This window comes from Celeribacter sp. (assembly GCF_048259695.1).
Lineage (GTDB): Bacteria > Pseudomonadota > Alphaproteobacteria > Rhodobacterales > Rhodobacteraceae > Celeribacter.
The window spans coordinates 1-21,101 of record NZ_JBLXHL010000014.1 but is presented as its reverse complement, the minus strand read 5'-3'; the positions used below and the strand labels follow the sequence as shown (position 1 = coordinate 21,101).

18 protein-coding genes and 1 tRNA gene are annotated in these 21,101 nt (G+C 57.2%); 18 read left to right on the top strand and 1 reads right to left on the bottom strand.

Going from position 1 to position 21,101, the window contains the following annotated elements; genetic code table 11:
* Window positions 1-146 precede the first annotated feature (146 nt).
* The 13 genes from ACN0Q0_RS15650 (at window position 147) to rpoC (ending at window position 15,506) form a co-directional block, all read left to right on the top strand.
* Complete coding sequence (locus tag ACN0Q0_RS15650) at window positions 147-1,142, top strand: zinc transporter ZntB (RefSeq protein WP_417244275.1); 996 nt, start codon at window positions 147-149, stop codon at window positions 1,140-1,142.
* A gap of 92 nt (window positions 1,143-1,234) precedes the next feature.
* Window positions 1,235-1,310 (top strand) — tRNA-Trp (locus tag ACN0Q0_RS15645).
* 87 nt (window positions 1,311-1,397) lie between these two features.
* On the top strand, window positions 1,398-2,120 hold the full coding sequence (locus ACN0Q0_RS15640; protein ID WP_417244274.1) for a glycosyltransferase family 25 protein: 723 nt from the start codon (window positions 1,398-1,400) through the stop codon (window positions 2,118-2,120).
* 57 nt (window positions 2,121-2,177) lie between these two features.
* Window positions 2,178-2,378, top strand: a complete 201-nt coding sequence (secE, locus tag ACN0Q0_RS15635) for a preprotein translocase subunit SecE (protein WP_417244273.1) — start codon at window positions 2,178-2,180, stop codon at window positions 2,376-2,378.
* Window positions 2,379-2,424: 46 nt separating this feature from the next.
* Complete coding sequence (locus ACN0Q0_RS15630; protein ID WP_417244272.1) at window positions 2,425-2,982, top strand: pyridoxamine 5'-phosphate oxidase family protein; 558 nt, start codon at window positions 2,425-2,427, stop codon at window positions 2,980-2,982.
* Window positions 2,983-3,194: 212 nt separating this feature from the next.
* Complete coding sequence (gene nusG / locus ACN0Q0_RS15625; RefSeq protein WP_417244271.1) at window positions 3,195-3,728, top strand: transcription termination/antitermination protein NusG; 534 nt, start codon at window positions 3,195-3,197, stop codon at window positions 3,726-3,728.
* A 128-nt stretch (window positions 3,729-3,856) separates the two neighbouring features.
* Entirely contained in the window at window positions 3,857-4,282 is a 426-nt protein-coding gene (gene rplK / locus ACN0Q0_RS15620) for a 50S ribosomal protein L11 (protein ID WP_417244270.1), read from the top strand.
* Window positions 4,282-4,980 (top strand): 50S ribosomal protein L1, encoded by a 699-nt coding sequence (gene rplA, locus ACN0Q0_RS15615; RefSeq protein ID WP_417244269.1) that lies wholly within the window; start codon window positions 4,282-4,284, stop codon window positions 4,978-4,980. The genes rplK and rplA overlap by 1 nt, the downstream gene beginning before the upstream one ends.
* A gap of 227 nt (window positions 4,981-5,207) precedes the next feature.
* Window positions 5,208-5,519, top strand: a complete 312-nt coding sequence (locus tag ACN0Q0_RS15610; RefSeq protein ID WP_417244268.1) for a GFA family protein — start codon at window positions 5,208-5,210, stop codon at window positions 5,517-5,519.
* 312 nt (window positions 5,520-5,831) lie between these two features.
* Window positions 5,832-6,344 carry a 50S ribosomal protein L10 gene (gene rplJ / locus ACN0Q0_RS15605; RefSeq protein WP_417244267.1) on the top strand — a complete coding sequence of 171 codons (513 nt, stop codon included), beginning with the start codon at window positions 5,832-5,834 and terminating at the stop codon, window positions 6,342-6,344.
* Window positions 6,345-6,416: 72 nt separating this feature from the next.
* Entirely contained in the window at window positions 6,417-6,791 is a 375-nt protein-coding gene (gene rplL / locus ACN0Q0_RS15600; RefSeq protein WP_417244266.1) for a 50S ribosomal protein L7/L12, read from the top strand.
* A 281-nt stretch (window positions 6,792-7,072) separates the two neighbouring features.
* Window positions 7,073-11,212 carry a DNA-directed RNA polymerase subunit beta gene (gene rpoB, locus ACN0Q0_RS15595; protein WP_417244265.1) on the top strand — a complete coding sequence of 1,380 codons (4,140 nt, stop codon included), beginning with the start codon at window positions 7,073-7,075 and terminating at the stop codon, window positions 11,210-11,212.
* Window positions 11,213-11,267: 55 nt separating this feature from the next.
* A complete protein-coding gene (gene rpoC / locus ACN0Q0_RS15590) occupies window positions 11,268-15,506 on the top strand; it encodes a DNA-directed RNA polymerase subunit beta' (protein ID WP_417244264.1) in 4,239 nt (1,412 codons plus the stop codon).
* Window positions 15,507-15,618: 112 nt separating this feature from the next.
* On the opposite strand, the gene ACN0Q0_RS15585 is transcribed toward rpoC, so the two are convergent.
* Window positions 15,619-16,614 (bottom strand): glycosyltransferase family 2 protein, encoded by a 996-nt coding sequence (locus tag ACN0Q0_RS15585; protein ID WP_417244263.1) that lies wholly within the window; start codon window positions 16,612-16,614, stop codon window positions 15,619-15,621.
* Between the two features lie 118 nt (window positions 16,615-16,732).
* Here ACN0Q0_RS15585 and ACN0Q0_RS15580 point away from each other — a divergent pair, with 118 nt between their 5' ends.
* From ACN0Q0_RS15580 to ACN0Q0_RS15560, 5 genes are all read left to right on the top strand, one after another.
* A complete protein-coding gene (locus ACN0Q0_RS15580) occupies window positions 16,733-17,668 on the top strand; it encodes a DMT family transporter (RefSeq protein WP_417244262.1) in 936 nt (311 codons plus the stop codon).
* A 266-nt stretch (window positions 17,669-17,934) separates the two neighbouring features.
* On the top strand, window positions 17,935-18,306 hold the full coding sequence (gene rpsL, locus ACN0Q0_RS15575) for a 30S ribosomal protein S12 (protein ID WP_005621086.1): 372 nt from the start codon (window positions 17,935-17,937) through the stop codon (window positions 18,304-18,306).
* A gap of 12 nt (window positions 18,307-18,318) precedes the next feature.
* Complete coding sequence (gene rpsG / locus ACN0Q0_RS15570; RefSeq protein ID WP_062217327.1) at window positions 18,319-18,789, top strand: 30S ribosomal protein S7; 471 nt, start codon at window positions 18,319-18,321, stop codon at window positions 18,787-18,789.
* Between the two features lie 15 nt (window positions 18,790-18,804).
* The gene (fusA, locus tag ACN0Q0_RS15565) at window positions 18,805-20,922 is read left to right on the top strand and encodes an elongation factor G (RefSeq protein WP_417244261.1); all 2,118 of its coding nucleotides are present in this window, start codon (window positions 18,805-18,807) and stop codon (window positions 20,920-20,922) included.
* 54 nt (window positions 20,923-20,976) lie between these two features.
* Window positions 20,977-21,101: GTP-binding protein (locus ACN0Q0_RS15560; RefSeq protein ID WP_417244276.1), on the top strand; the 125-nt coding region annotated here is incomplete at its 3' end.

Sequence of the window (21,101 nt, the reverse complement as noted above, 5' to 3'; positions counted from 1 at the left end):
GTACGTCGAATAGTCGGCTCTGCTGACAATCGAATTGAAAAGGGCGCTCCCAAGAGCGCCCTTTTTGTCTGCGGCGTGGCGGGTGATTGCACTTCGCGTCTCAGGTCCTATCATGGCCCTTATCGCGAAACATGAGGACCGCGCCTATGCTCGACAGCCACATCAAATACGCGCATGTCCTGAGTGGCGCGGCGCGTGGCACGTCGCTTGATGACGAGGCGATGCGGCATGTGCTCAAGGCCGAAACGCTTGGTTGGGTCCATCTCGACGGGACCCATGCCGATAGCGCCAGTTGGATCACGAGCCACCTTGACTACCTTGATCCGCAGGCGGTCGAGGCGCTGCTGGACCCGGAGTCGCGGCCTCGCATGACCGCCCTTGGTGACGGGTTGATGATCATTCTGCGTCTGATCAACTTCAACGAGGGGGCCGACCCCGAGGACATGGTGTCCTTGCGTCTATGGATCGATGCGCACCGTATTGTCACGGTGTCTTTGCGCAATGCCCGCGCCATCGAGCGGATGGATGCGGCGCTATCCACGGGTCACGGTCCCGAAACGGCCGGACAGTTCCTCACGCAGCTGATCGAGGATGTCACGGGCAAGATTGCCGCGTTTCAGGCCGATCTCGACACCCAAGCCGAGGCCTTGGAGGACCGGATCGTGCGCGATGCGGGGGACGGGTTGCGCTCCGAGGTCGTCAACCTGCGCCTTAAGGTCATTGCCGCGCGGCGTTTTATTGCGCCCCAACGTGATGTGATCCATGCCATTGCCGATAGCCGCTGTGACATCATCGACGATGAAACCCGTCGCGAGATCGAGGAAGAAGCGCAAAAAATGACGCGGGTGGTCGAGGACCTCGACGAGTTGCGTGATCAGGCGATTGTTCTGCGCGAGGAGTTGTCGGGTCAGCTGTCCGACCGTCTCAACCGCAACATGTTTGTTTTGTCGGTGATTTCCGCGATTTTCCTGCCGCTTGGCTTTCTCACGGGGCTGTTCGGGGTCAATGTCGGCGGCATGCCGGGGATCCAGAGCGGCACGGCGTTCTTTTGGCTCTGTCTGTCCTTGATCGGTGTGGTCGCGGTGCAAGCGGGTGTCGTGGTCTGGTTGCGGTGGATGGCCCGTCAACGCCGTCGCAACTGACGAATTACACGCATGGGTCCGAAAATTCGCCGCCGGCGCATATTCGCGCTTGCAAACCCACCCTGCCTCTCGTATCCACTCGCGCACCGTGTAGGGGTATAGCTCAGTTGGTAGAGCGACGGTCTCCAAAACCGTAGGTCCCGGGTTCGAGCCCTGGTGCCCCTGCCATTTTCCGCCAAGACGTCCGCGTTTGATTGCGCCCGCGCATCCACACCGCTACCAGTGTGGGCCAGAAACGTTTGCGCGGAGAACCACGTGGCCCCCCATCCCTTTGCCGCCCTTGATGCGATCTATGTGATCAATCTCGACAGCCGCCCCGACAGGTTGCGCGCCATCGAGGGTGAGTTGGCGCGGATTGGTCTGTCCTTTGCCTCTCCCAATGTGATCCGCCACGCCGCCTATCGCCCGCAAAGTCAGGGCAGCTTTCCCTCGCTCGGTGCGCGCGGCTGTTTTATCAGCCACCTTACCGCCCTCAAGGCCGCGCACGGGGCGGGTCATAAACAGGTCCTGATTCTGGAGGACGATGCGCTGTTCACCATGCGGTTGCGTGGTGGCAGGGGCGCGGAGCTTGCGGCGCATCTGGAGACTCGCGACTGGGACATGAGCTACCTCGGGTTCCGCCTGATGGATGGAAGCACGCCTCACGGGCGCGGGTGGCGCAGCGTGGCGCCTGACACCGATATCACCTGTGCTCATGCGATTGTGTGGCGGGGACCGGCGATTGCCCGTGCGATCCCCTATCTCGACGCGATGTTGGCCCGTGAGGCGGGGGATCCGGCGGGCGGCCCGATGCATGTGGATGGTGCGTACAACTGGTTGCGCCGCGCCTCTCCCGACCTTATCGCCTGTCGCGCCGCCAGACAGATCGTCACCCAACGCGCTTCGGATAGCGATATCGCCGCCCGAACCCGTTACCGCAACAGCGCGATGATCGGTCTTTTACGCCGCCTGAAAGACTTCAGGGCGCGTTGGGCTTGAATTCCCCGCCGCACTGGCGTACATGCCCCCAACCACATGTAGGTTCAGGAATAGACAATGGCCACGAAGACAAACCCACTTCAGTTCATCCAGCAAGTCCGCTCGGAGGTCTCGAAGATCGTCTGGCCAACGCGCCGCGAAGTGATGTTGACGACCGTTATGGTCTTTATCATGGCGGCAATTACGGCCGTGTTCTTCTTCCTCGTTGACCTTATCATCAAATCGGGACTGCAAGGCCTTTTGAACCTCGTCGGATAAGCCACTGCGCTTTGCGAATAGGGTCGGGCCACTTTAGGGGGCTCCCTTGGCTGAACAATTCGATTCCATCTCCGACAAATTGCGCGCCTTTATCGAGCGCCAACATGTCTTCTTTTGTGGTTCTGCCGCTCAGGATACGCGCGTAAATCTTATGCTGCGCTCGACCGAGTATTTGCGCCTTACCGGTGCGAACGAGGCCTTGTTCCTTGATCTCACAGGGTCGGGAAACGAAACGGCGGCACATATGATCGCGGACGGGCGTTTGACGCTGATGTTTTGCGCCTTTGAGGGGCCGCCGATGATTTTGCGCCTGTATGGGCGTGGCCGGGTGGTGCATCGCGATGCGCCCGAGTTTACGACCCTGTTTGCGCAACACATCGGTGGCGACATTCCGGTCAACGCACGTCAGATTTTTGTTCAGGACATCGACCTTGTGCAAACTTCCTGTGGCTATGGCGTGCCTCTGTTCGAGTACAGCCGCGACCGCCCGGCGTTGCGCAATTGGGCGGCGGACAAAAGCGAGGCCGATATCCGCGCCTATTGGGATGAGAAAAATACAACCTCGATGGACGGGCTGCCGACAGGTGTTTTTGGCGACACCTGACGCAGTGCGCGGGGTGGCGTCGCCGGGCTTGTTTGCGCCCTAAAGGCTTGAACTTGCACGCCCGAGACGGTAGAGCGGGCGCACTCACCTAACAGGGCGTGCAGCGATTCGAGTTGCGCGCCGCTTTATTGTTCGGAAAAGCGGCACATAAGTGCTTGAGATTGAAACACGATCCGGTGGCGACGCCGGAATTAGACAAAGGCAATGATCCCATGGCGAAGCGTTGGTATTCGGTAAGCGTTCTCTCGAACTTCGAGAAAAAGATTGCCGAAGCGATCAAAACGGCCGTGGAAGAAAAGGGCCTTCAGGACCAGTTCGACGAAGTTCTGGTTCCCACAGAAGAAGTGATCGAAGTGCGCCGCGGTAAAAAAGTGACCGTCGAGCGCCGTTTCATGCCGGGCTATGTGCTCGTGCGCATGGAAATGACCGATCAGGGCTATCACCTGATCAACTCGATCAACCGCGTTACCGGCTTTCTCGGTTCGTTTGGCAAGCCCGTCCCGATGCGTGACAGCGAAGTCGAAGCGATCCTTGGTCGCGTCGAAGAGGGCGCCGAAGCGCCACGCTCCACAATTACCTTTGAAGTTGGCGAGCAGGTCTCTGTCTCCGAAGGTGCATTCGAGGGCTTTGACGGCATGGTCGAGGATGTCGATGAGGCGAGCCAACGCCTTAAGGTATCGGTGTCGATCTTTGGTCGCGCCACGCCGGTCGAACTGGAATTCACTCAGGTCATGAAGCGGTCCTGAGCGAGCCGCGCCCCGCAAGGGACGCAATACCCCGTGGGAGGCGAGAGGCACGCGAGTCTCGGACCTGACCACACAACGTAGTTCTCCGTGAGGCGCGCCTTATCGGAGGTTGGAAAAGGAAAAAGCCAATGGCTAAGAAGCTCGCAGGCAAGATGAAGCTGCAAGTTCCCGCCGGTCAAGCAAACCCGTCCCCACCCGTGGGTCCGGCGCTTGGTCAGCGTGGTATCAACATTATGGAATTCTGTAAGGCGTTCAACGCCAAGACGCAGGAAATGGAAGCGGGTTCCCCGTGCCCAACCATCATTACATACTACCAAGACAAATCTTTCACGATGGAAATCAAGACGCCCCCTGCGTCCTACTTCCTCAAGAAAGCCGCAAAGCTCAAGTCGGGTGCAACCAATCCCGGCCGTGACACTGTTGGCTCCGTGACCGTCGCTCAGGTAAAAGAGATTGCCGAAGCGAAAATGAAAGACCTGAACGCAAACGACATCGATGCTGCTATGCAGATCATCATCGGGTCCGCGCGCTCCATGGGCATCGAGGTGAAGTAATGGCTAAACTTGGCAAACGTACCACCGCAGCTCGCGCCGCCTTCGCCGGCAAAGAAAACCTCTCCGTCGAAGACGCAGTTGCGCTGATCAAAGGTGCCGCGAACGTAAAGTTCGACGAGACCCTCGATATCGCTTTGAACCTCGGCGTTGACCCCCGTCACGCAGACCAGATGGTGCGCGGCGCCGTAACCTTGCCGAACGGCACAGGTAAAACGGTTCGCGTTGCTGTGTTCGCCCGTGGCGACAAGGCTGACGAAGCAACCGCAGCAGGCGCAGATATCGTCGGTGCAGAAGACCTGATGGAAGCTATTCAGGGCGGCAAGATCGATTTCGATCGTTGCATCGCAACACCTGACATGATGCCCATCGTCGGTCGTCTCGGCAAAATCCTTGGCCCACGCAACCTGATGCCGAACCCTAAAATCGGCACAGTGACCATGGACGTCAAAGCGGCTGTTGAAGCGGCTAAAGGCGGCGAAGTGCAGTTCAAAGCCGAAAAAGCCGGTGTTGTACACGCAGGCGTTGGCAAAGTGTCCTTTGGCGAAGCTCAATTGGTTGAAAACGTGCGTGCCTTTGTGAACGCCGTGATGAAATCCAAGCCATCAGGCGCAAAAGGCACCTACATGCAGAAGATCGTCGTGTCCTCTACAATGGGTCCGGGCGTGACAGTCAACGTCGACAACGCCACTGGCAACTAAGCTATAAGATCCCGCAGGTGCGATGCGCCGCGGAGATTGATTTAAAGGGCGCTCCAATGGGGCGCCCTTTTTCTGCGCGCCTATGCAATATCTGTCATTGCGTGAAATATTTTGTTCACGTATTGTTCCTGACAGGGCTAACCGACGGTGGAGGTAATGGTGCGATGATTCAGGGAAGTTGCTGCTGTGGGGCGGTGAAGTTTGAGCTCACACAGGAGCCAACCACAATGGGTACCTGTCATTGTTCGCGGTGCCGAAAGTCAGGCGCGAGCACGATCGTCTTTGTCAAAAAGGAGCATCTGGTTTGGGTGCAAGGCAAAGAGAATGTGGCCCTTTATACGCCAGATGCGCCGTATAAATATGGGCGTTGCTTTTGCAAAACCTGCGGCACGTCCTTGGGCGAAATCCTGTCGCTGGATGATAGTTTCCCGATTTCGGCCAATGCGTTGGATACGCCAATGTCCGTAAAGGTTCAGTTCCAAGAGTTCGAAGCCGAAAAGCCCGACTGGCTTGACGTCAGTACAGGTGCAGCGCAATAATACGATCACGCCCTGGACGAGGCCTCCGTGGCGCAGCTTTGCGCGGCGACTCCCCTTGCTCTCTGCGTTAATTCCCTCTAAAGACACTCTTGCAAGCTAGCGTGCGATTCGTCGTGCGCTATTTTTGCTTTCGTCCGAGACGGTGGGTGGATCCATTCGGGTCCATAATTTCCTGCCTGAGACGGGATAGGCCATTTAGCCAAGGGCTCCCGTGAGCTCGCGGCGGTGACGTTCCCGTAGATAGGACCGAACCGCCGGAGAGATCCGGTACAATGAGCCGGAGGGGAAACCCTCCATACTTGGAGTAAAACTGTGGATAGAGCACAAAAAGAAAAAGTGGTCGACGAACTCGGCCAGATCTTTGAAAGCTCTGGCGTAGTCGTGGTAGCACACTACGCAGGTCTTACGGTTGCTGAAATGCAAGATTTGCGCGCTCGTATGAGTGACGCAGGTGGTGCAGTTCGCGTTGCCAAGAACCGGCTTGCTAAAATCGCCTTGGAAGGCACCCCCAACGCATCTGTTGGTGGCCTTCTCAGCGGCATGACTGTCCTCGCCTATTCTGTAGATCCCGTTGCGGCCGCTAAGGTTGCTGTGGAATTTGCAAAGACCAACGAGAAGCTTCAAATTCTCGGTGGCTCTATGGGCGGCGAAAGTCTTGACGTTGTTGGTGTTGAGCGCGTTTCCAAAATGCCTTCCCGCGACGAGCTTCTTGCTCAAATCGCGAGCTGCATTGGGGCACCTGCTTCCAACATCGCCGGCGCGATTGGCGCACCCGCTTCGAACATCGCGAGCATCCTTTCCACAATCGAGGAAAAGGCTGCTTAAGCAATCTTTTGTATCTGCGTGGGATGTCAAACGCCCGCTAGAACACACCCTTAACTAAACGGAAACAGTACAATGGCTGATCTGAAGAAACTTGCAGAAGAGATCGTTGGTCTCACCCTTCTCGAAGCTCAAGAGCTGAAAGAAATCCTTAAAGACGAATATGGCATCGAGCCAGCAGCTGGCGGCGCCGTAATGGTTGCCGGTGGCGGCGACGCCGGTGGCGCAGCAGCAGAAGAGAAGACAGAATTCGACGTCGTTCTCAAAGACGCTGGTGCTTCCAAAATCAACGTGATCAAAGAAGTTCGTGCGATCACGGGTCTCGGCCTCAAAGAAGCTAAAGAGCTTGTTGAAGCTGGCGGCAAAATCAAAGAAGGCGTGTCCAAGGACGAAGCCGACGACGTTAAGGGCAAGCTGGAAGCAGCTGGCGCAACCGTCGAGGTCGCCTAAGCGAACCTGCCCTTTCGAGGGCGTTAGAATACAAGGCTGGATCCCGAATTTCGGGGTCCAGCCGAACCTGTCTTGGGGCTGCAAAACCTTAAGATACCCCTCTTAGAAAGCGCCTGTGTGCGCCGCAGGTGCGGCAAGGCGTTTTCTAAGAAGGGTCCATGGTCGGGAGCATTCGGTGGGACGAATGCAGGAATAGACCGGACAGCTTCGTTTCGTAAGGGTACATGCACCGGCGCCCACCGGCTCATGTCGCTCTCGAAAATCGAAAGGTAAAGACGCGAATGGCTTCGACCTTCCTCGGCCAGAAACGGCTCCGCAAATACTACGGCAAAATTCGTGAAGTTCTCGAAATGCCGAACCTCATCGAGGTTCAGAAAGCTTCCTATGACCTGTTCCTGAACTCCGGCGATGCGCCCGAGCCTCTGGACGGCGAAGGGATCAAAGGCGTTTTCCAATCGGTATTCCCGATTAAGGATTTCAACGAGACCTCCGTGCTCGAGTTCGTAAAATACGAACTGGAAGTTCCAAAATACGACGTCGAAGAATGTCAGCAGCGTGACATGACCTACTCCGCACCGCTCAAGGTGACCCTGCGTCTCATCGTGTTTGATGTGGACGAGGATACCGGCGCGAAATCGGTTAAGGACATCAAGGAGCAGGACGTGTTCATGGGTGATATGCCACTCATGACGCCAAACGGCACCTTTGTCGTCAACGGCACCGAGCGTGTGATCGTTTCCCAGATGCACCGTTCGCCGGGCGTGTTCTTTGACCACGACAAGGGCAAAACCCACTCGTCGGGTAAATTGCTGTTTGCATGTCGCATTATTCCGTACCGTGGCTCGTGGTTGGATTTCGAGTTCGATGCCAAAGACGTTGTCTTTGCCCGTATCGACCGTCGTCGCAAACTGCCTGTGACGACCCTGCTTTATGCATTGGGTCTGGATCAGGAATCCATCTGTGATGCCTATTACGAGACCGTCGACTATAAACTGGAGAAGAACAAAGGTTGGGTGACCAAGTTCTTCCCCGAGCGTGTGCGCGGAACCCGTCCGACATACGATCTGGTCGATGCCGCAACTGGCGAGCTGATCTGTAAAGCCGGTGAGAAAATGACCCCTCGCAAGGTCAAGCAAATCATCGACAGTGGCGAAATCACCGAGTTGCTCGTCCCCTACGAGAACATCGTTGGCCGCTACATTGCCAAAGACATCATCAACGAAGATACCGGCGCGATCTACATCGAGGCCGGTGATGAGTTGACCCTTGAGTTCGACAAGGATGGTGACGTCATTGGCGGCACATTGTTCGATCTGCAAAATGCCGGTGTGACCGATCTGCCCGTTCTCGATATCGACGGTGTGAACGTGGGTGCCTACATCCGCAACACGCTTGCCGTCGACAAGAACATGAACCGCGAAACCGCGCTCATGGACATCTACCGCGTGATGCGTCCGGGCGAGCCGCCCACCGTCGAGGCCGCCTCGAACCTGTTCGACAGCCTGTTCTTTGACGGCGAGCGCTATGATCTCTCGGCGGTTGGTCGCGTGAAAATGAACATGCGCCTTGCTCTCGACAAAGAGGACACACAGCGCACGCTCGACCGCGAAGATATCGTCAAATGTATCAAGGCGCTCGTTGAATTGCGTGACGGCCGTGGCGACATCGACGACATCGACCACCTCGGCAACCGCCGTGTGCGTTCCGTTGGCGAATTGATGGAAAACCAGTACCGCGTTGGTCTGTTGCGCATGGAGCGCGCGATCAAGGAACGTATGTCCTCCGTCGAGATCGATACGGTTATGCCGCAAGACCTCATCAACGCCAAACCCGCAGCCGCGGCCGTGCGCGAATTCTTCGGCTCCTCGCAGCTGTCGCAGTTCATGGACCAAACCAACCCGCTCTCCGAAGTGACGCACAAACGTCGCCTCTCCGCGCTTGGGCCAGGTGGTCTGACACGCGAACGTGCCGGCTTTGAGGTCCGTGACGTTCACATCACGCACTACGGTCGTATGTGTCCGATCGAGACCCCCGAGGGTCCGAACATCGGTCTGATCAACTCGCTCGCAACCTTTGCGCGCGTCAACAAATACGGCTTCATCGAAACCCCGTACCGTCGCGTTGTCGATGGTCAGGTGACCGACGACGTTCAATACATGTCCGCAACCGAAGAGATGCGTCACACGGTGGCTCAGGCCAACGCGACACTCGACGAAACGGGCCGTTTTGTGAACGACTTCGTGTCCACACGCCAGTCGGGCGAGCACGCGCTCAACCCGCCTGAAAACGTGGACTTGATCGACGTTTCGCCAAAACAGCTGGTCTCCGTTGCTGCGGCGCTCATCCCGTTCCTTGAAAACGATGACGCCAACCGCGCTCTCATGGGCTCGAACATGCAACGTCAGGCCGTTCCGCTTTTGCGGGCCGAGGCGCCCGTTGTCGGCACCGGTATGGAAGGCAAAGTGGCCATCGACTCCGGTGCGGCCATTCAGGCGGCCCGCGGTGGTATCATTGACCAGGTGGACGCAACCCGCATCGTGGTGCGTGCAACAGAAGACCTCGGTCTGGGGGACGCGGGCGTGGACATCTACCGTCTGCGCAAATTCCAGCGTTCGAACCAGAACACATGTATCAACCAACGCCCGTTGGTGAAGGTCGGTCAAACGGTTGGCAAAGGCGAAGTGATCGCCGATGGTCCGTCCACGGATATGGGCGAACTGGCTCTGGGTAAAAACGTGATCGTCGCGTTTATGCCCTGGAATGGATACAACTACGAAGACTCCATCCTGATCTCCGAGCGCATCGCGCGTGACGACGTCTTCACATCGGTTCACATCGAGGAATTCGAAGTCGCGGCCCGCGATACGAAACTCGGGCCAGAGGAAATCACCCGCGATATTCCGAACGTCGGCGAGGAAGCCCTGCGCAACCTCGACGAGGCCGGTATCGTGTACATCGGTGCTCACGTCGAGCCCGGCGATATCCTTGTTGGTAAGATCACGCCGAAGGGCGAAAGCCCGATGACGCCGGAGGAAAAACTCCTGCGCGCCATCTTTGGTGAGAAAGCCTCTGACGTGCGCGACACCTCGTTGCGTGTGAAGCCCGGTGACTACGGTACCGTCGTGGAAGTGCGCGTCTTTAACCGTCACGGCGTCGAAAAAGACGAGCGTTCGGTCCAGATCGAGCGTGAGGAAATCGAACGCCTCGCCCGTGACCGCGACGACGAGATGGCGATCCTTGATCGCAACATCTACGCCCGTCTCAAAGAGCAGTTGCTCGGCAAAGTTGCTGTCAAAGGCCCCAAAGGCGTCAAAGCCAATGTGGCCGTTGACGAAGATCTGCTTGGCCAACTGTCCAAAGGCCAGTGGTGGCAGCTTGCGCTCGAGGATGAGGCAGACGCCCAAATCGTCGAAGCGTTGAACAGCCAGTACGATGTTCAAAAACGTGCGCTTGAGCACCGCTTTGAAGACAAGGTCGAAAAAGTGCGCCGCGGCGACGATCTTCCACCCGGTGTGATGAAGATGGTCAAAGTGTTCATCGCCGTGAAGCGCAAGCTTCAGCCCGGTGATAAAATGGCCGGTCGTCACGGCAACAAAGGTGTTATTTCCCGCGTTGTTCCGATGGAAGACATGCCATTCCTTGCGGATGGGACACCCGTCGACTTCTGTCTCAACCCGCTCGGCGTGCCATCGCGTATGAACGTCGGTCAGATCCTTGAGACCCACATGGGTTGGGCGTCCCGTGCGCTTGGTATTCAGGTGGACGAAGCGCTTCAGGAATACCGCCGTTCCGGCGATATGACCCCTGTGCGTGACGCGCTCAAATTCGTCTACGGCGATGACGTGTACGCCGAAGGCTTTGAAAACATGGACGACGACCTGATGCTCGAAGCCGCATCGAACGTGACCCGGGTCGGTGTTCCGGTTGCAACGCCCGTCTTTGACGGTGCGAAAGAGGCCGATATCGACGACGCTCTCATGCGCGCCGGTTTCGACACCTCGGCACAATCGGTGCTCTTCGATGGCCGTACGGGCGAACAATTCGCGCGTAAAGTCACCGTTGGCGTCAAATACCTGCTCAAACTGCACCACCTTGTGGACGACAAGATCCACGCCCGTTCCACGGGTCCATACTCGCTCGTCACCCAGCAGCCGCTCGGTGGTAAGGCGCAGTTCGGTGGTCAGCGCTTTGGTGAGATGGAAGTCTGGGCACTGGAAGCATATGGCGCGGCATACACGCTGCAAGAGATGCTCACAGTCAAATCGGATGACGTCGCAGGTCGTGCCAAGGTCTACGAGTCGATCGTCAAGGGCGAAGACAACTTTGAAGCGGGCATTCCCGAAAGCTTCAACGTGCTTGTCAAAGAAGTCCGTGGCCTCGGCCTGAACATGGAACTCCTGGATGCGGAGGATGAGGAATAAGGGCTCCGGCTCTTATCCCTCTCTCCCTTCCGCAACAATTTGAGGAACTCAAAACATGAACCAGGAACTCTCAACCAACCCGTTCAACCCGCTGGCGCAGCCGTCGACGTTTGACGAGATCAAGGTCTCTCTCGCATCGCCCGAGCGCATCCTGTCGTGGTCCTACGGTGAGATCAAAAAGCCCGAAACCATCAACTACCGCACGTTCAAACCCGAGCGTGACGGTCTGTTTTGTGCGCGTATCTTTGGCCCGATCAAAGACTACGAATGCCTGTGCGGCAAATATAAGCGCATGAAATATCGCGGCGTTGTCTGCGAGAAATGTGGTGTCGAAGTTACCCTCCAGAAAGTGCGCCGCGAGCGTATGGGTCATATCGAACTGGCCGCGCCCGTTGCACACATCTGGTTCCTGAAATCCCTGCCAAGCCGTATCGGCCTCATGCTCGACATGACGCTGCGCGACCTTGAGCGTGTGCTGTATTTCGAAAACTACGTCGTGATTGAGCCGGGTCTTACCGATCTCACCTACGGTCAGATGATGACCGAAGAGGAGTTCATGGACGCGCAAGACATCTATGGCATGGACGCGTTCGAAGCCGACATCGGCGCCGAAGCCATCCGTAAAATGTTGTCGAACATCGACCTCGAGTCCGCCGCAGAACAACTGCGCGAAGACCTCAAAGAGGCGACTGGCGAATTGAAGCCCAAGAAGATCATCAAACGTTTGAAGATCGTCGAAAGCTTTCTTGAATCCGGCAACCGTCCCGAGTGGATGATCCTGACCGTGGTCCCCGTGATCCCGCCAGAGCTCCGTCCGCTTGTGCCGCTTGATGGTGGCCGTTTCGCGACCTCCGACCTCAACGATCTCTATCGTCGTGTGATCAACCGGAACAACCGTCTCAAGCGCCTCATCGAGCTGCGTGCACCCGATATCATCGTGCGCAACGAGAAACGTATGTTGCAGGAATCCGTCGACGCCCTGTTCGACAACGGCCGTCGTGGTCGCGTCATCACCGGTGCCAACAAGCGTCCGTTGAAATCGCTCTCCGACATGCTGAAGGGGAAACAAGGTCGCTTCCGTCAGAACCTTTTGGGTAAACGCGTCGACTTCTCCGGTCGTTCGGTCATCGTGACCGGTCCCGAGTTGAAGTTGCACCAGTGTGGTCTGCCCAAAAAGATGGCGCTCGAACTGTTCAAGCCGTTCATCTATTCGCGTCTGGAGGCCAAAGGCTATTCCTCGACCGTGAAACAGGCGAAGAAACTTGTTGAAAAAGAGCGTCCCGAAGTGTGGGACATTCTCGACGAAGTGATCCGTGAGCACCCCGTTCTGTTGAACCGTGCGCCAACGCTTCACCGTCTCGGGATTCAGGCGTTCGAACCCACGCTGATCGAAGGCAAAGCCATTCAGCTTCACCCCCTCGTGTGTTCCGCGTTTAACGCCGACTTCGACGGGGACCAGATGGCTGTTCACGTGCCGCTCTCTCTTGAGGCACAGCTCGAAGCCCGCGTTTTGATGATGTCCACGAACAACGTTCTGTCGCCCGCCAACGGCGCGCCGATCATTGTTCCGTCACAGGATATGATTTTGGGTCTCTACTACGTCACGATGGAACGTGAGGGCATGGTCGGTGAGGGCATGATCTTCTCCGATATCGAAGAAGTAGAGCACGCATTGAACGCCGGCGAAGTCCACCTGCACGCCAAAATCAAGGCGCGTATTCCACAGATCGACGAGAACGGTCAGGAAGTCGCTGTTTTGTTCGACACCACGCCGGGCCGTTTGCGCCTTGGTGGTTTGTTGCCGCTGAACGCAAAAGCGCCGTTTGACCTCGTCAACACGCTGCTGCGTAAGAAAGACGTGCAAAAAGTCATCGACACTGTCTACCGCTACTGTGGTCAGAAAGAGTCTGTGATTTTCTGTGACCAGATCATGACCCTTGGCTTCCGCGAAGCGTTCAAGGGCGGCATTTCGTTCGGCAAGAACGACATGGTGATCCCCGACAACAAATGGACATTGGTGGATGAAACCCGTGGCCTCGTCAAAGATTTCGAACAACAGTACATGGACGGCCTGATCACTCAGGGCGAGAAGTACAACAAGGTTGTCGATGCCTGGGCGAAGTGTAACGACAAAGTCACCGAAGCCATGATGTCGACGATCTCGGCAAGCAAGCGCGACGAAAATGGCGCCGAAATGGAACCGAACTCGGTTTACATGATGGCCCACTCCGGTGCGCGTGGCTCGGTCACACAGATGAAACAGTTGGGCGGTATGCGCGGCCTGATGGCGAAACCGTCGGGCGAGATTATCGAAACGCCGATTATCTCCAACTTTAAAGAAGGCCTGACCGTGCTCGAGTACTTTAACTCGACACACGGTGCCCGTAAGGGTCTGTCCGATACCGCGCTTAAAACAGCGAACTCCGGTTACCTCACACGTCGCCTCGTGGACGTTGCACAAGACTGCATCATCCGTCAGGTCGATTGTGGCACCGACATCGCGATCACCGCAGAAGCGGCTGTGAACGATGGTGAAGTGGTGTCCTCGCTGGCCGAGCGTATCCTCGGGCGCGTCTCCGCCGATGAAGTTCTCAAACCGGGCACAGACGAAGTGCTTCTGGCCAAGAACGAACTCATCGACGAGCGCAAAGCCGATCTGGTCGAAGAGGCCGGTGTTGCATCCATGCGCATCCGTTCCCCGTTGACCTGTGAGGCAGAAGAGGGCGTTTGCGCCATGTGCTACGGTCGTGACCTGTCACGCGGCACCATGGTGAACCAGGGCGAGTCTGTCGGTATTATCGCCGCACAGTCCATCGGTGAGCCCGGTACACAGTTGACCATGCGTACATTCCACATTGGTGGGGTTGCACAGGGTGGCCAACAGTCGTTCCAGGAAGCCAACCAGGAGGGTAAGGTGGTCTTCACCAACGCCAACCTGCTTGAAAACGCACATGGCGAGAAAATCGTTATGGCCCGTAGCATGTCCATGGCCTTGGTCGATGAACATGGTGTGGAGCGCGCGTCGTTCAAACTGGGCTACGGGACAAAGGTCTTCATCGCGGAAGGCGATGACATCAAGCGTGGCGACAAACTGTTCGAGTGGGACCCCTACACACTTCCGATCATTGCGGAAAAAGCGGGTAAAGCGAAATTCGTCGATCTCATCTCGGGCCTGTCGGTGCGTGATGTGACCGATGATGCAACCGGTATGACACAGAAAATCGTGTCCGACTGGCGCTCCGTTCCCAAAGGTGGCGATCTCAAGCCTGAGTTGCTCATCCTTGGCGATGACGGCGAACCTGTGCGTAATGATGGCGGCAACCCCGTCACCTACCTGATGTCCGTGGACGCCATCCTTTCGGTTGAGGACGGTCAGGACATCAAAGCGGGTGATGTGATTGCACGTATCCCACGCGAAGGCGCGAAAACCAAAGACATCACCGGTGGTCTGCCGCGTGTTGCCGAACTTTTCGAGGCACGTCGTCCGAAAGATCACGCGATTATCGCGGAAATCGACGGTTACGTGCGCTTTGGCCGCGACTACAAGAACAAGCGTCGCATTTCCATCGAACCGGCTGACACGTCGATGGAGCCGGTCGAGTACATGGTGCCGAAGGGCAAGCACATCCCCGTGGGCGAAGGCGACTTCATCCAGAAGGGTGAGTATCTGATGGACGGTAACCCCGCGCCGCACGATATTCTTGCCATCATGGGCGTCGAGGCTCTGGCCGACTACATGATCAACGAAGTTCAGGACGTGTACCGTCTCCAAGGTGTGAAAATTAACGACAAACACATCGAAGTGATCGTGCGCCAGATGCTCCAGAAATGGGAAATCCTGGAAAGCGGTGACACCACACTTCTCAAAGGCGAGAACGTGGATAAGGCCGAGTTCGACGAAGCCAACGCCAAGGCCGAAAGCAAAGGTGGCCGTCACGCCAAAGGTCAGCCGATCTTGCTCGGGATTACCAAGGCGTCGCTCCAAACGCGTTCGTTCATCTCCGCAGCGTCCTTCCAGGAGACCACACGTGTTCTCACCGAGGCGTCCGTACAGGGCAAACGCGACAAGCTTGTCGGCCTCAAAGAGAACGTCATCGTGGGTCGCTTGATCCCTGCCGGTACCGGTGGTGCGACGATGCGCGTGCGCAAAATCGCTGCCGACCGCGATGGTGCTGTGATCGAGGAAGCCCGTGCAGAGGCCGAAGCCGCCGCCGCATTGGCCGCCCCTGTTGCGGATGTCTCCGCCGACGTCATGGACGCGGCACCTGTCGAGACACCCGAGGACGATGCATAAGCCTCACGGCGCATAAAATTGAAAAGGGCTCCGCACCGTGTGGGGCCCTTTTTCGTTTTGGATGTCGGGGCGCTGCGGGCGAACGGCGCGCCGGTAACCGCGCGGCGCTGGCCTATTCGGAGTGGGCGGCGGCCTGCTCCATGTGGGCGGCGTAACGGGGATCGTCGGCGGCGTTTGTGCCGCGCTTGTCGTGGATGGCCCTGATGTAATCCGCGCAGCACAGATGGTGCAGCGCCATCACGCGCGGCACTGCCGTGATCTGTGCATAGACCGCATCAAACCGCGCGTCGAACCGTAACGCCTTGCCGTCATAGGCGTCATTGCGGTCGTGGATGTCGAAGAACTCCTCGCTATAGCGCGGCACATCGCCTTTGCGCAGCGGGCAGACATTGCCGAGTTTATAGTCCACGCTCTCGATCCATTTGGTGACATAGTGATTGAGCTGTGCGCCGTCATGGGTGATGAACGGTCGCTTGGTCCGTTGCCGGTGCTCGCCGTTGGGATCAAGGTCAAAGGCCTTTCCATTGGCCCGCCCCCATTGGTTCGGGGCCTCGCCCCACGTCCCCTCCACATCCATGCCGCGCGGTGAATGCGGGGAAAACTTGCGAAAGCGCAACGGTTTGTAGAGGAAGCTTTTGAAGAACCCGTTGGGGTGGCTGTGGGTCTTTGCGCCGCGCATAAAGGTCCGGTGTAGAAAACTGTCCTCATACAGGATCAAACCGGACGTACCGAACACCTTCCACTGGACGGCGACCCCCGCGAACCGCTGTTCCTTGCCCCGTAAAAACGCGGCCACGGTGCGGTCGCCAAGTTTCGGGATTAGGTACTCATCCACGTCGCAAATGAACAGCCAGTCGGTTGTTTCCATCACCGGATGGGCGCGCATGGCATCAAGGCCGGATCGCACCGGTGCCAGATCCCCCGGCACATGTTCGTGCTCCAGACACCACCCCGCATCCGCCAGAACGCGCATCAGTTCGGCGGAATGATCGGTGCAATCGTTGTGGACGAACAGGACGTCATCAAACCCGAGCATCTTTTGCCACGCGAGCCATTCCAACAGGAACGGCCCCTCATTTCGCACAGTTGCTGCTACGGTGTATCGCATGGGGTTGGTTCGCCTCTTTGTTCACATGTCACCCAACTGAACCGCGAATGTAAATCACTTTTCAAAACAGATCCGCGGTGGTAGCGGGGCAGGGCAGAACAATGAAAGCCGGACCGGGATGAGCACAGCCACCAACAATGCCAAAGCCGCCTTGGTCATGGTGGGCGCGATGGCCGCCTTTACGATCAACGATTCCATTATGAAGGGCGTTCTGGCGCATTTGCCCCTGTTCCAGGCGATTTTTCTACGCGGTTTGGTCAATATCGTGATGGTGATCGTCGTGGTCCTGCCATTGTTGGGCCGGTTGAGATTTGATCTGTCACGGCGCGATTGGGCGCTCGTGGTTGCGCGCTCCATGTGCGAGGCGGGGGCCGCGTTCACCTTTCTCTATGCGGTCGCCAACATGCGCTTTGCCAATGCCGTGGCGATTGAACAGATGGTGCCGTTGACCATCGCCCTCGCGGGCTTTCTGGTATTTCGCGATCCGTTGGGATGGCGGCGCACCCTCGCGGTGGCGCTTGGCTTTACCGGCGCGATGCTCATCATCAAGCCCGGTACCGGCGATTTCTCGGTTTACGCGCTTTGGGCCTTTGGCGCGGTGGTGTTCATCACGCTGCGCGACATGTGTGTGCGGGCGATGTCGGCGCAGGTGCCAACGGCCACTGTGACGCTCTTTGCCGTGCTGTTTGTGACCGCGGGTGCGGGTGTGGCCTCGATCGGGACGGACTGGGTTCCGGTGACGTGGCCCGTTGCCGGTTTGATCCTCGCCGCAGCCGGATTGTTGATTGTCGGCTATACGCTTTCGATCACGGTGGTGCGGATGGCCGATATGACCTTTACCGCGCCATACCGGTATTCAAGCCTCGTGTGGGCTCTGGTTCTGGGGTTGGTGTTCTTTGACGAATGGCCCGATCTGTGGTCCCTGTTGGGGGCGGCGCTCATTGCGGCCACGGGCCTCTTTACGGTGCTGCGTGAGGCCCGAATGGCCCGCCGCCGCGCCGCGCAGCCGGTGGCGCCCCTCCCCGTGGAGCGTGGAACACGGCCCCACGGGTGAGCGCCTGTTGACAAGGGGTCCGACTCTCCATATACCGCGCGCAATCCGGCTAGAGGGGAAATCCCTGAAATTGCCGCATTCAAAATTGTAGTGATCAAGGTCCGTACCGCTTACTTGGTGCCGATCCTCTGCGAACTCACCGCGTCGTTTGCCTCGGAATGGAAACGATTGCGGCGTTTTGCGTTATGCGAACCTCGTGTAATGCATTGATATTCACCGCCTCGGCGTCGTCGAGGCAGCACTTGAGTTAGGAACGGGAATAGCCCATGCCAACGATTCAACAGCTGATCCGCAAGCCGCGTCAGCCTAAAGTCAAGCGTTCCAAGTCCATGCATCTGGAGCAGTGTCCCCAGAAGCGTGGCGTTTGTACGCGCGTCTACACCACCACCCCGAAAAAACCGAACTCCGCTATGCGTAAAGTCGCCAAAGTGCGCCTGACGAATGGCTTCGAGGTCATCTCTTACATCCCCGGTGAAAGCCACAACCTTCAGGAGCACTCTGTGGTTCTGATCCGTGGCGGTCGCGTAAAAGACCTTCCCGGTGTGCGCTACCACATTCTCCGCGGTGTTCTTGATACTCAAGGTGTCAAAGACCGTAAGCAACGTCGTTCGAAATACGGCGCTAAGCGTCCTAAGTAAGGAGAGACTGGTATGTCCCGTCGTCACGCCGCTGAAAAGCGCGAAGTCCTGCCTGACGCCAAGTATGGCGATAAGGTTCTGACAAAATTCATGAACAACCTGATGATCGATGGCAAGAAATCTGCCGCCGAGCGCATTGTGTACAACGCCCTGACCCGCGTCGAAGACAAGCTGAAGAAAGCCCCGATCGAGGTTTTCCACGAAGCTCTCGAGAACGTGAAGCCATCCGTTGAAGTTCGCTCCCGCCGCGTTGGTGGTGCCACCTATCAGGTGCCCGTCGAAGTACGCGTTGAGCGTCGCGAAGCTCTCGCCATTCGTTGGCTGATCACCGCCTCGCGCGGTCGCAACGAAAACACGATGGAAGAACGCCTTGCCGGTGAGCTGCTCGACGCAGTCAACGGTCGTGGTTCCGCCGTGAAAAAGCGCGAAGATACGCACAAGATGGCCGACGCGAACAAAGCGTTCAGCCACTACCGCTGGTAATAGGGAAGCACCAATATGGCACGCGACTATCCCCTCGAACTATACCGGAACTTTGGTATTATTGCGCACATCGATGCCGGTAAAACCACTGTGTCCGAACGCATCTTGTTCTACACGGGCAAGAACCACACCATGGGCGAAACCCATGATGGTGCCGGGACTATGGACTGGATGGAGCAGGAGCAGGAACGGGGTATTACCATTACCTCCGCTGCGACGACGACATTCTGGGAACGCACTGAAACAGGCACTGAGCCTGATTCAGCCAAGCACCGTATGAACATCATCGACACGCCCGGCCACGTTGACTTCACAATCGAAGTTGAACGCTCGCTGGCCGTGCTTGATGGCGCCGTTGTCGTTCTTGACGGCAACGCCGGTGTTGAGCCCCAGACCGAAACTGTCTGGCGTCAGGCCGACCGCTACAAAGTTCCACGTATGGTTTTTGTCAACAAAATGGACAAAATCGGTGCGGACTTCTTCAAGTGCGTCGAAATGATCGAAGACCGCACTGGTGCGCGGGCGATTCCGATCGCGCTGCCCATCGGTTCCGAAACCGAGCTTGAGGGTCTGATTGACCTCGTCACCATGGAAGAATGGTTGTGGCAGGGCGAAGACCTCGGTGCATCCTGGATCAAGGCTCCGATCCGCGACTCGCTCGTGGATCAGGCTACCGAGTGGCGTGAAAAGCTGATCGAAGCCGCTGTTGAGCAAGACGACGACGCTATGGAAGCCTATCTTGAAGGCACAGAGCCTGACGTTGCGAAGCTGCGTGAATTGATCCGCAAAGCATGTCTGAGCGTCTCTTTCGTGCCTATTCTGGGCGGTTCCGCGTTCAAGAACATCGGCGTTCAGCCGCTGCTCAACGCTGTTGTCGACTATCTGCCGAGCCCGCTCGACGTGATCGACTACATGGGCTTTAAACCTGGTGACGAGACAGAAACCCGTAATATCCCGCGTCGCGCGGACGATAATATGGCGTTCTCGGCACTGGCGTTCAAAATCATGAACGACCCCTTTGTCGGCTCGCTGACGTTCACGCGGATTTACTCGGGGACCCTTGCCAAGGGTGACAACATGCTCAACTCTACCAAGGGTAACAAAGAGCGCGTTGGCCGTATGATGATGATGCACTCCAACGAACGCGAAGAAATCACCGAAGCATTTGCTGGTGACATCATTGCGCTCGGTGGTTTGAAAAGCACGACGACCGGTGACACACTGTGTTCTCCGTCCGAGCCTGTTGTTCTCGAAACAATGACGTTCCCCGATCCTGTGATCGAGATCGCTGTTGAGCCGAAAACCAAAGGTGACCAAGAGAAAATGGGCATCGCGCTTCAGCGTCTTTCGGCTGAGGATCCATCCTTCCGTGTGGAAACCGACATCGAATCCGGTCAGACCATCATGAAGGGCATGGGCGAACTTCACCTCGACATTCTCGTGGACCGTATGCGTCGTGAGTTCAAAGTGGAGGCCAACATCGGCGCGCCACAGGTGGCTTACCGCGAAACGATTTCCCACGAAGTCGAGCACACCTACACCCACAAGAAACAGTCGGGTGGTTCGGGTCAGTTCGGCGAAGTGAAAATGATCATCTCGCCAACAGAGCCAGGTGAAGGGTTCTCGTTCGAATCCCAGATCGTTGGTGGTTCGGTTCCAAAAGAGTACATCCCCGGTGTTGAAAAGGGTATTCGTTCTGTCATGGACTCCGGTCCTCTGGCTGGCTTCCCCGTGATCGACTTCAAGGTTGTTCTCGTCGATGGTAAGTTCCACGACGTTGACTCCTCGGTCCTCGCGTTCGAAATCGCTGCCCGTATGTGTATGCGTGAAGGCATGCGCAAAGCTGGCGCGAAAATGCTCGAACCGGTGATGAAAGTCGAAGTGATCACACCAGAAGAATACACTGGTGGTATCATTGGTGACCTCACCTCCCGTCGGGGTCAGGTGTCCGGTCAGGAGCCTCGCGGCAACGCGGTTGCGATCGAATCTTTCGTTCCGCTCGCCAACATGTTCGGCTACATCAACACATTGCGCTCCATGTCCTCGGGCCGTGCGCAGTTCTCGATGCAGTTCGACCATTACGAGCCCGTACCTTCGAATATCTCCGAAGAGATCCAGGCGAAATTCGCTTAATAGAATTCGGGGAGCGGACACCCGCTCCCCCAACCCCATATCAAGGAGGCCATCATGGCTAAGGCAAAGTTTGAACGTTCCAAACCGCACGTGAACATTGGCACGATTGGTCACGTTGACCACGGCAAAACCACACTGACCGCAGCGATCACCAAATACTTTGGTGACTTCAAAGCCTA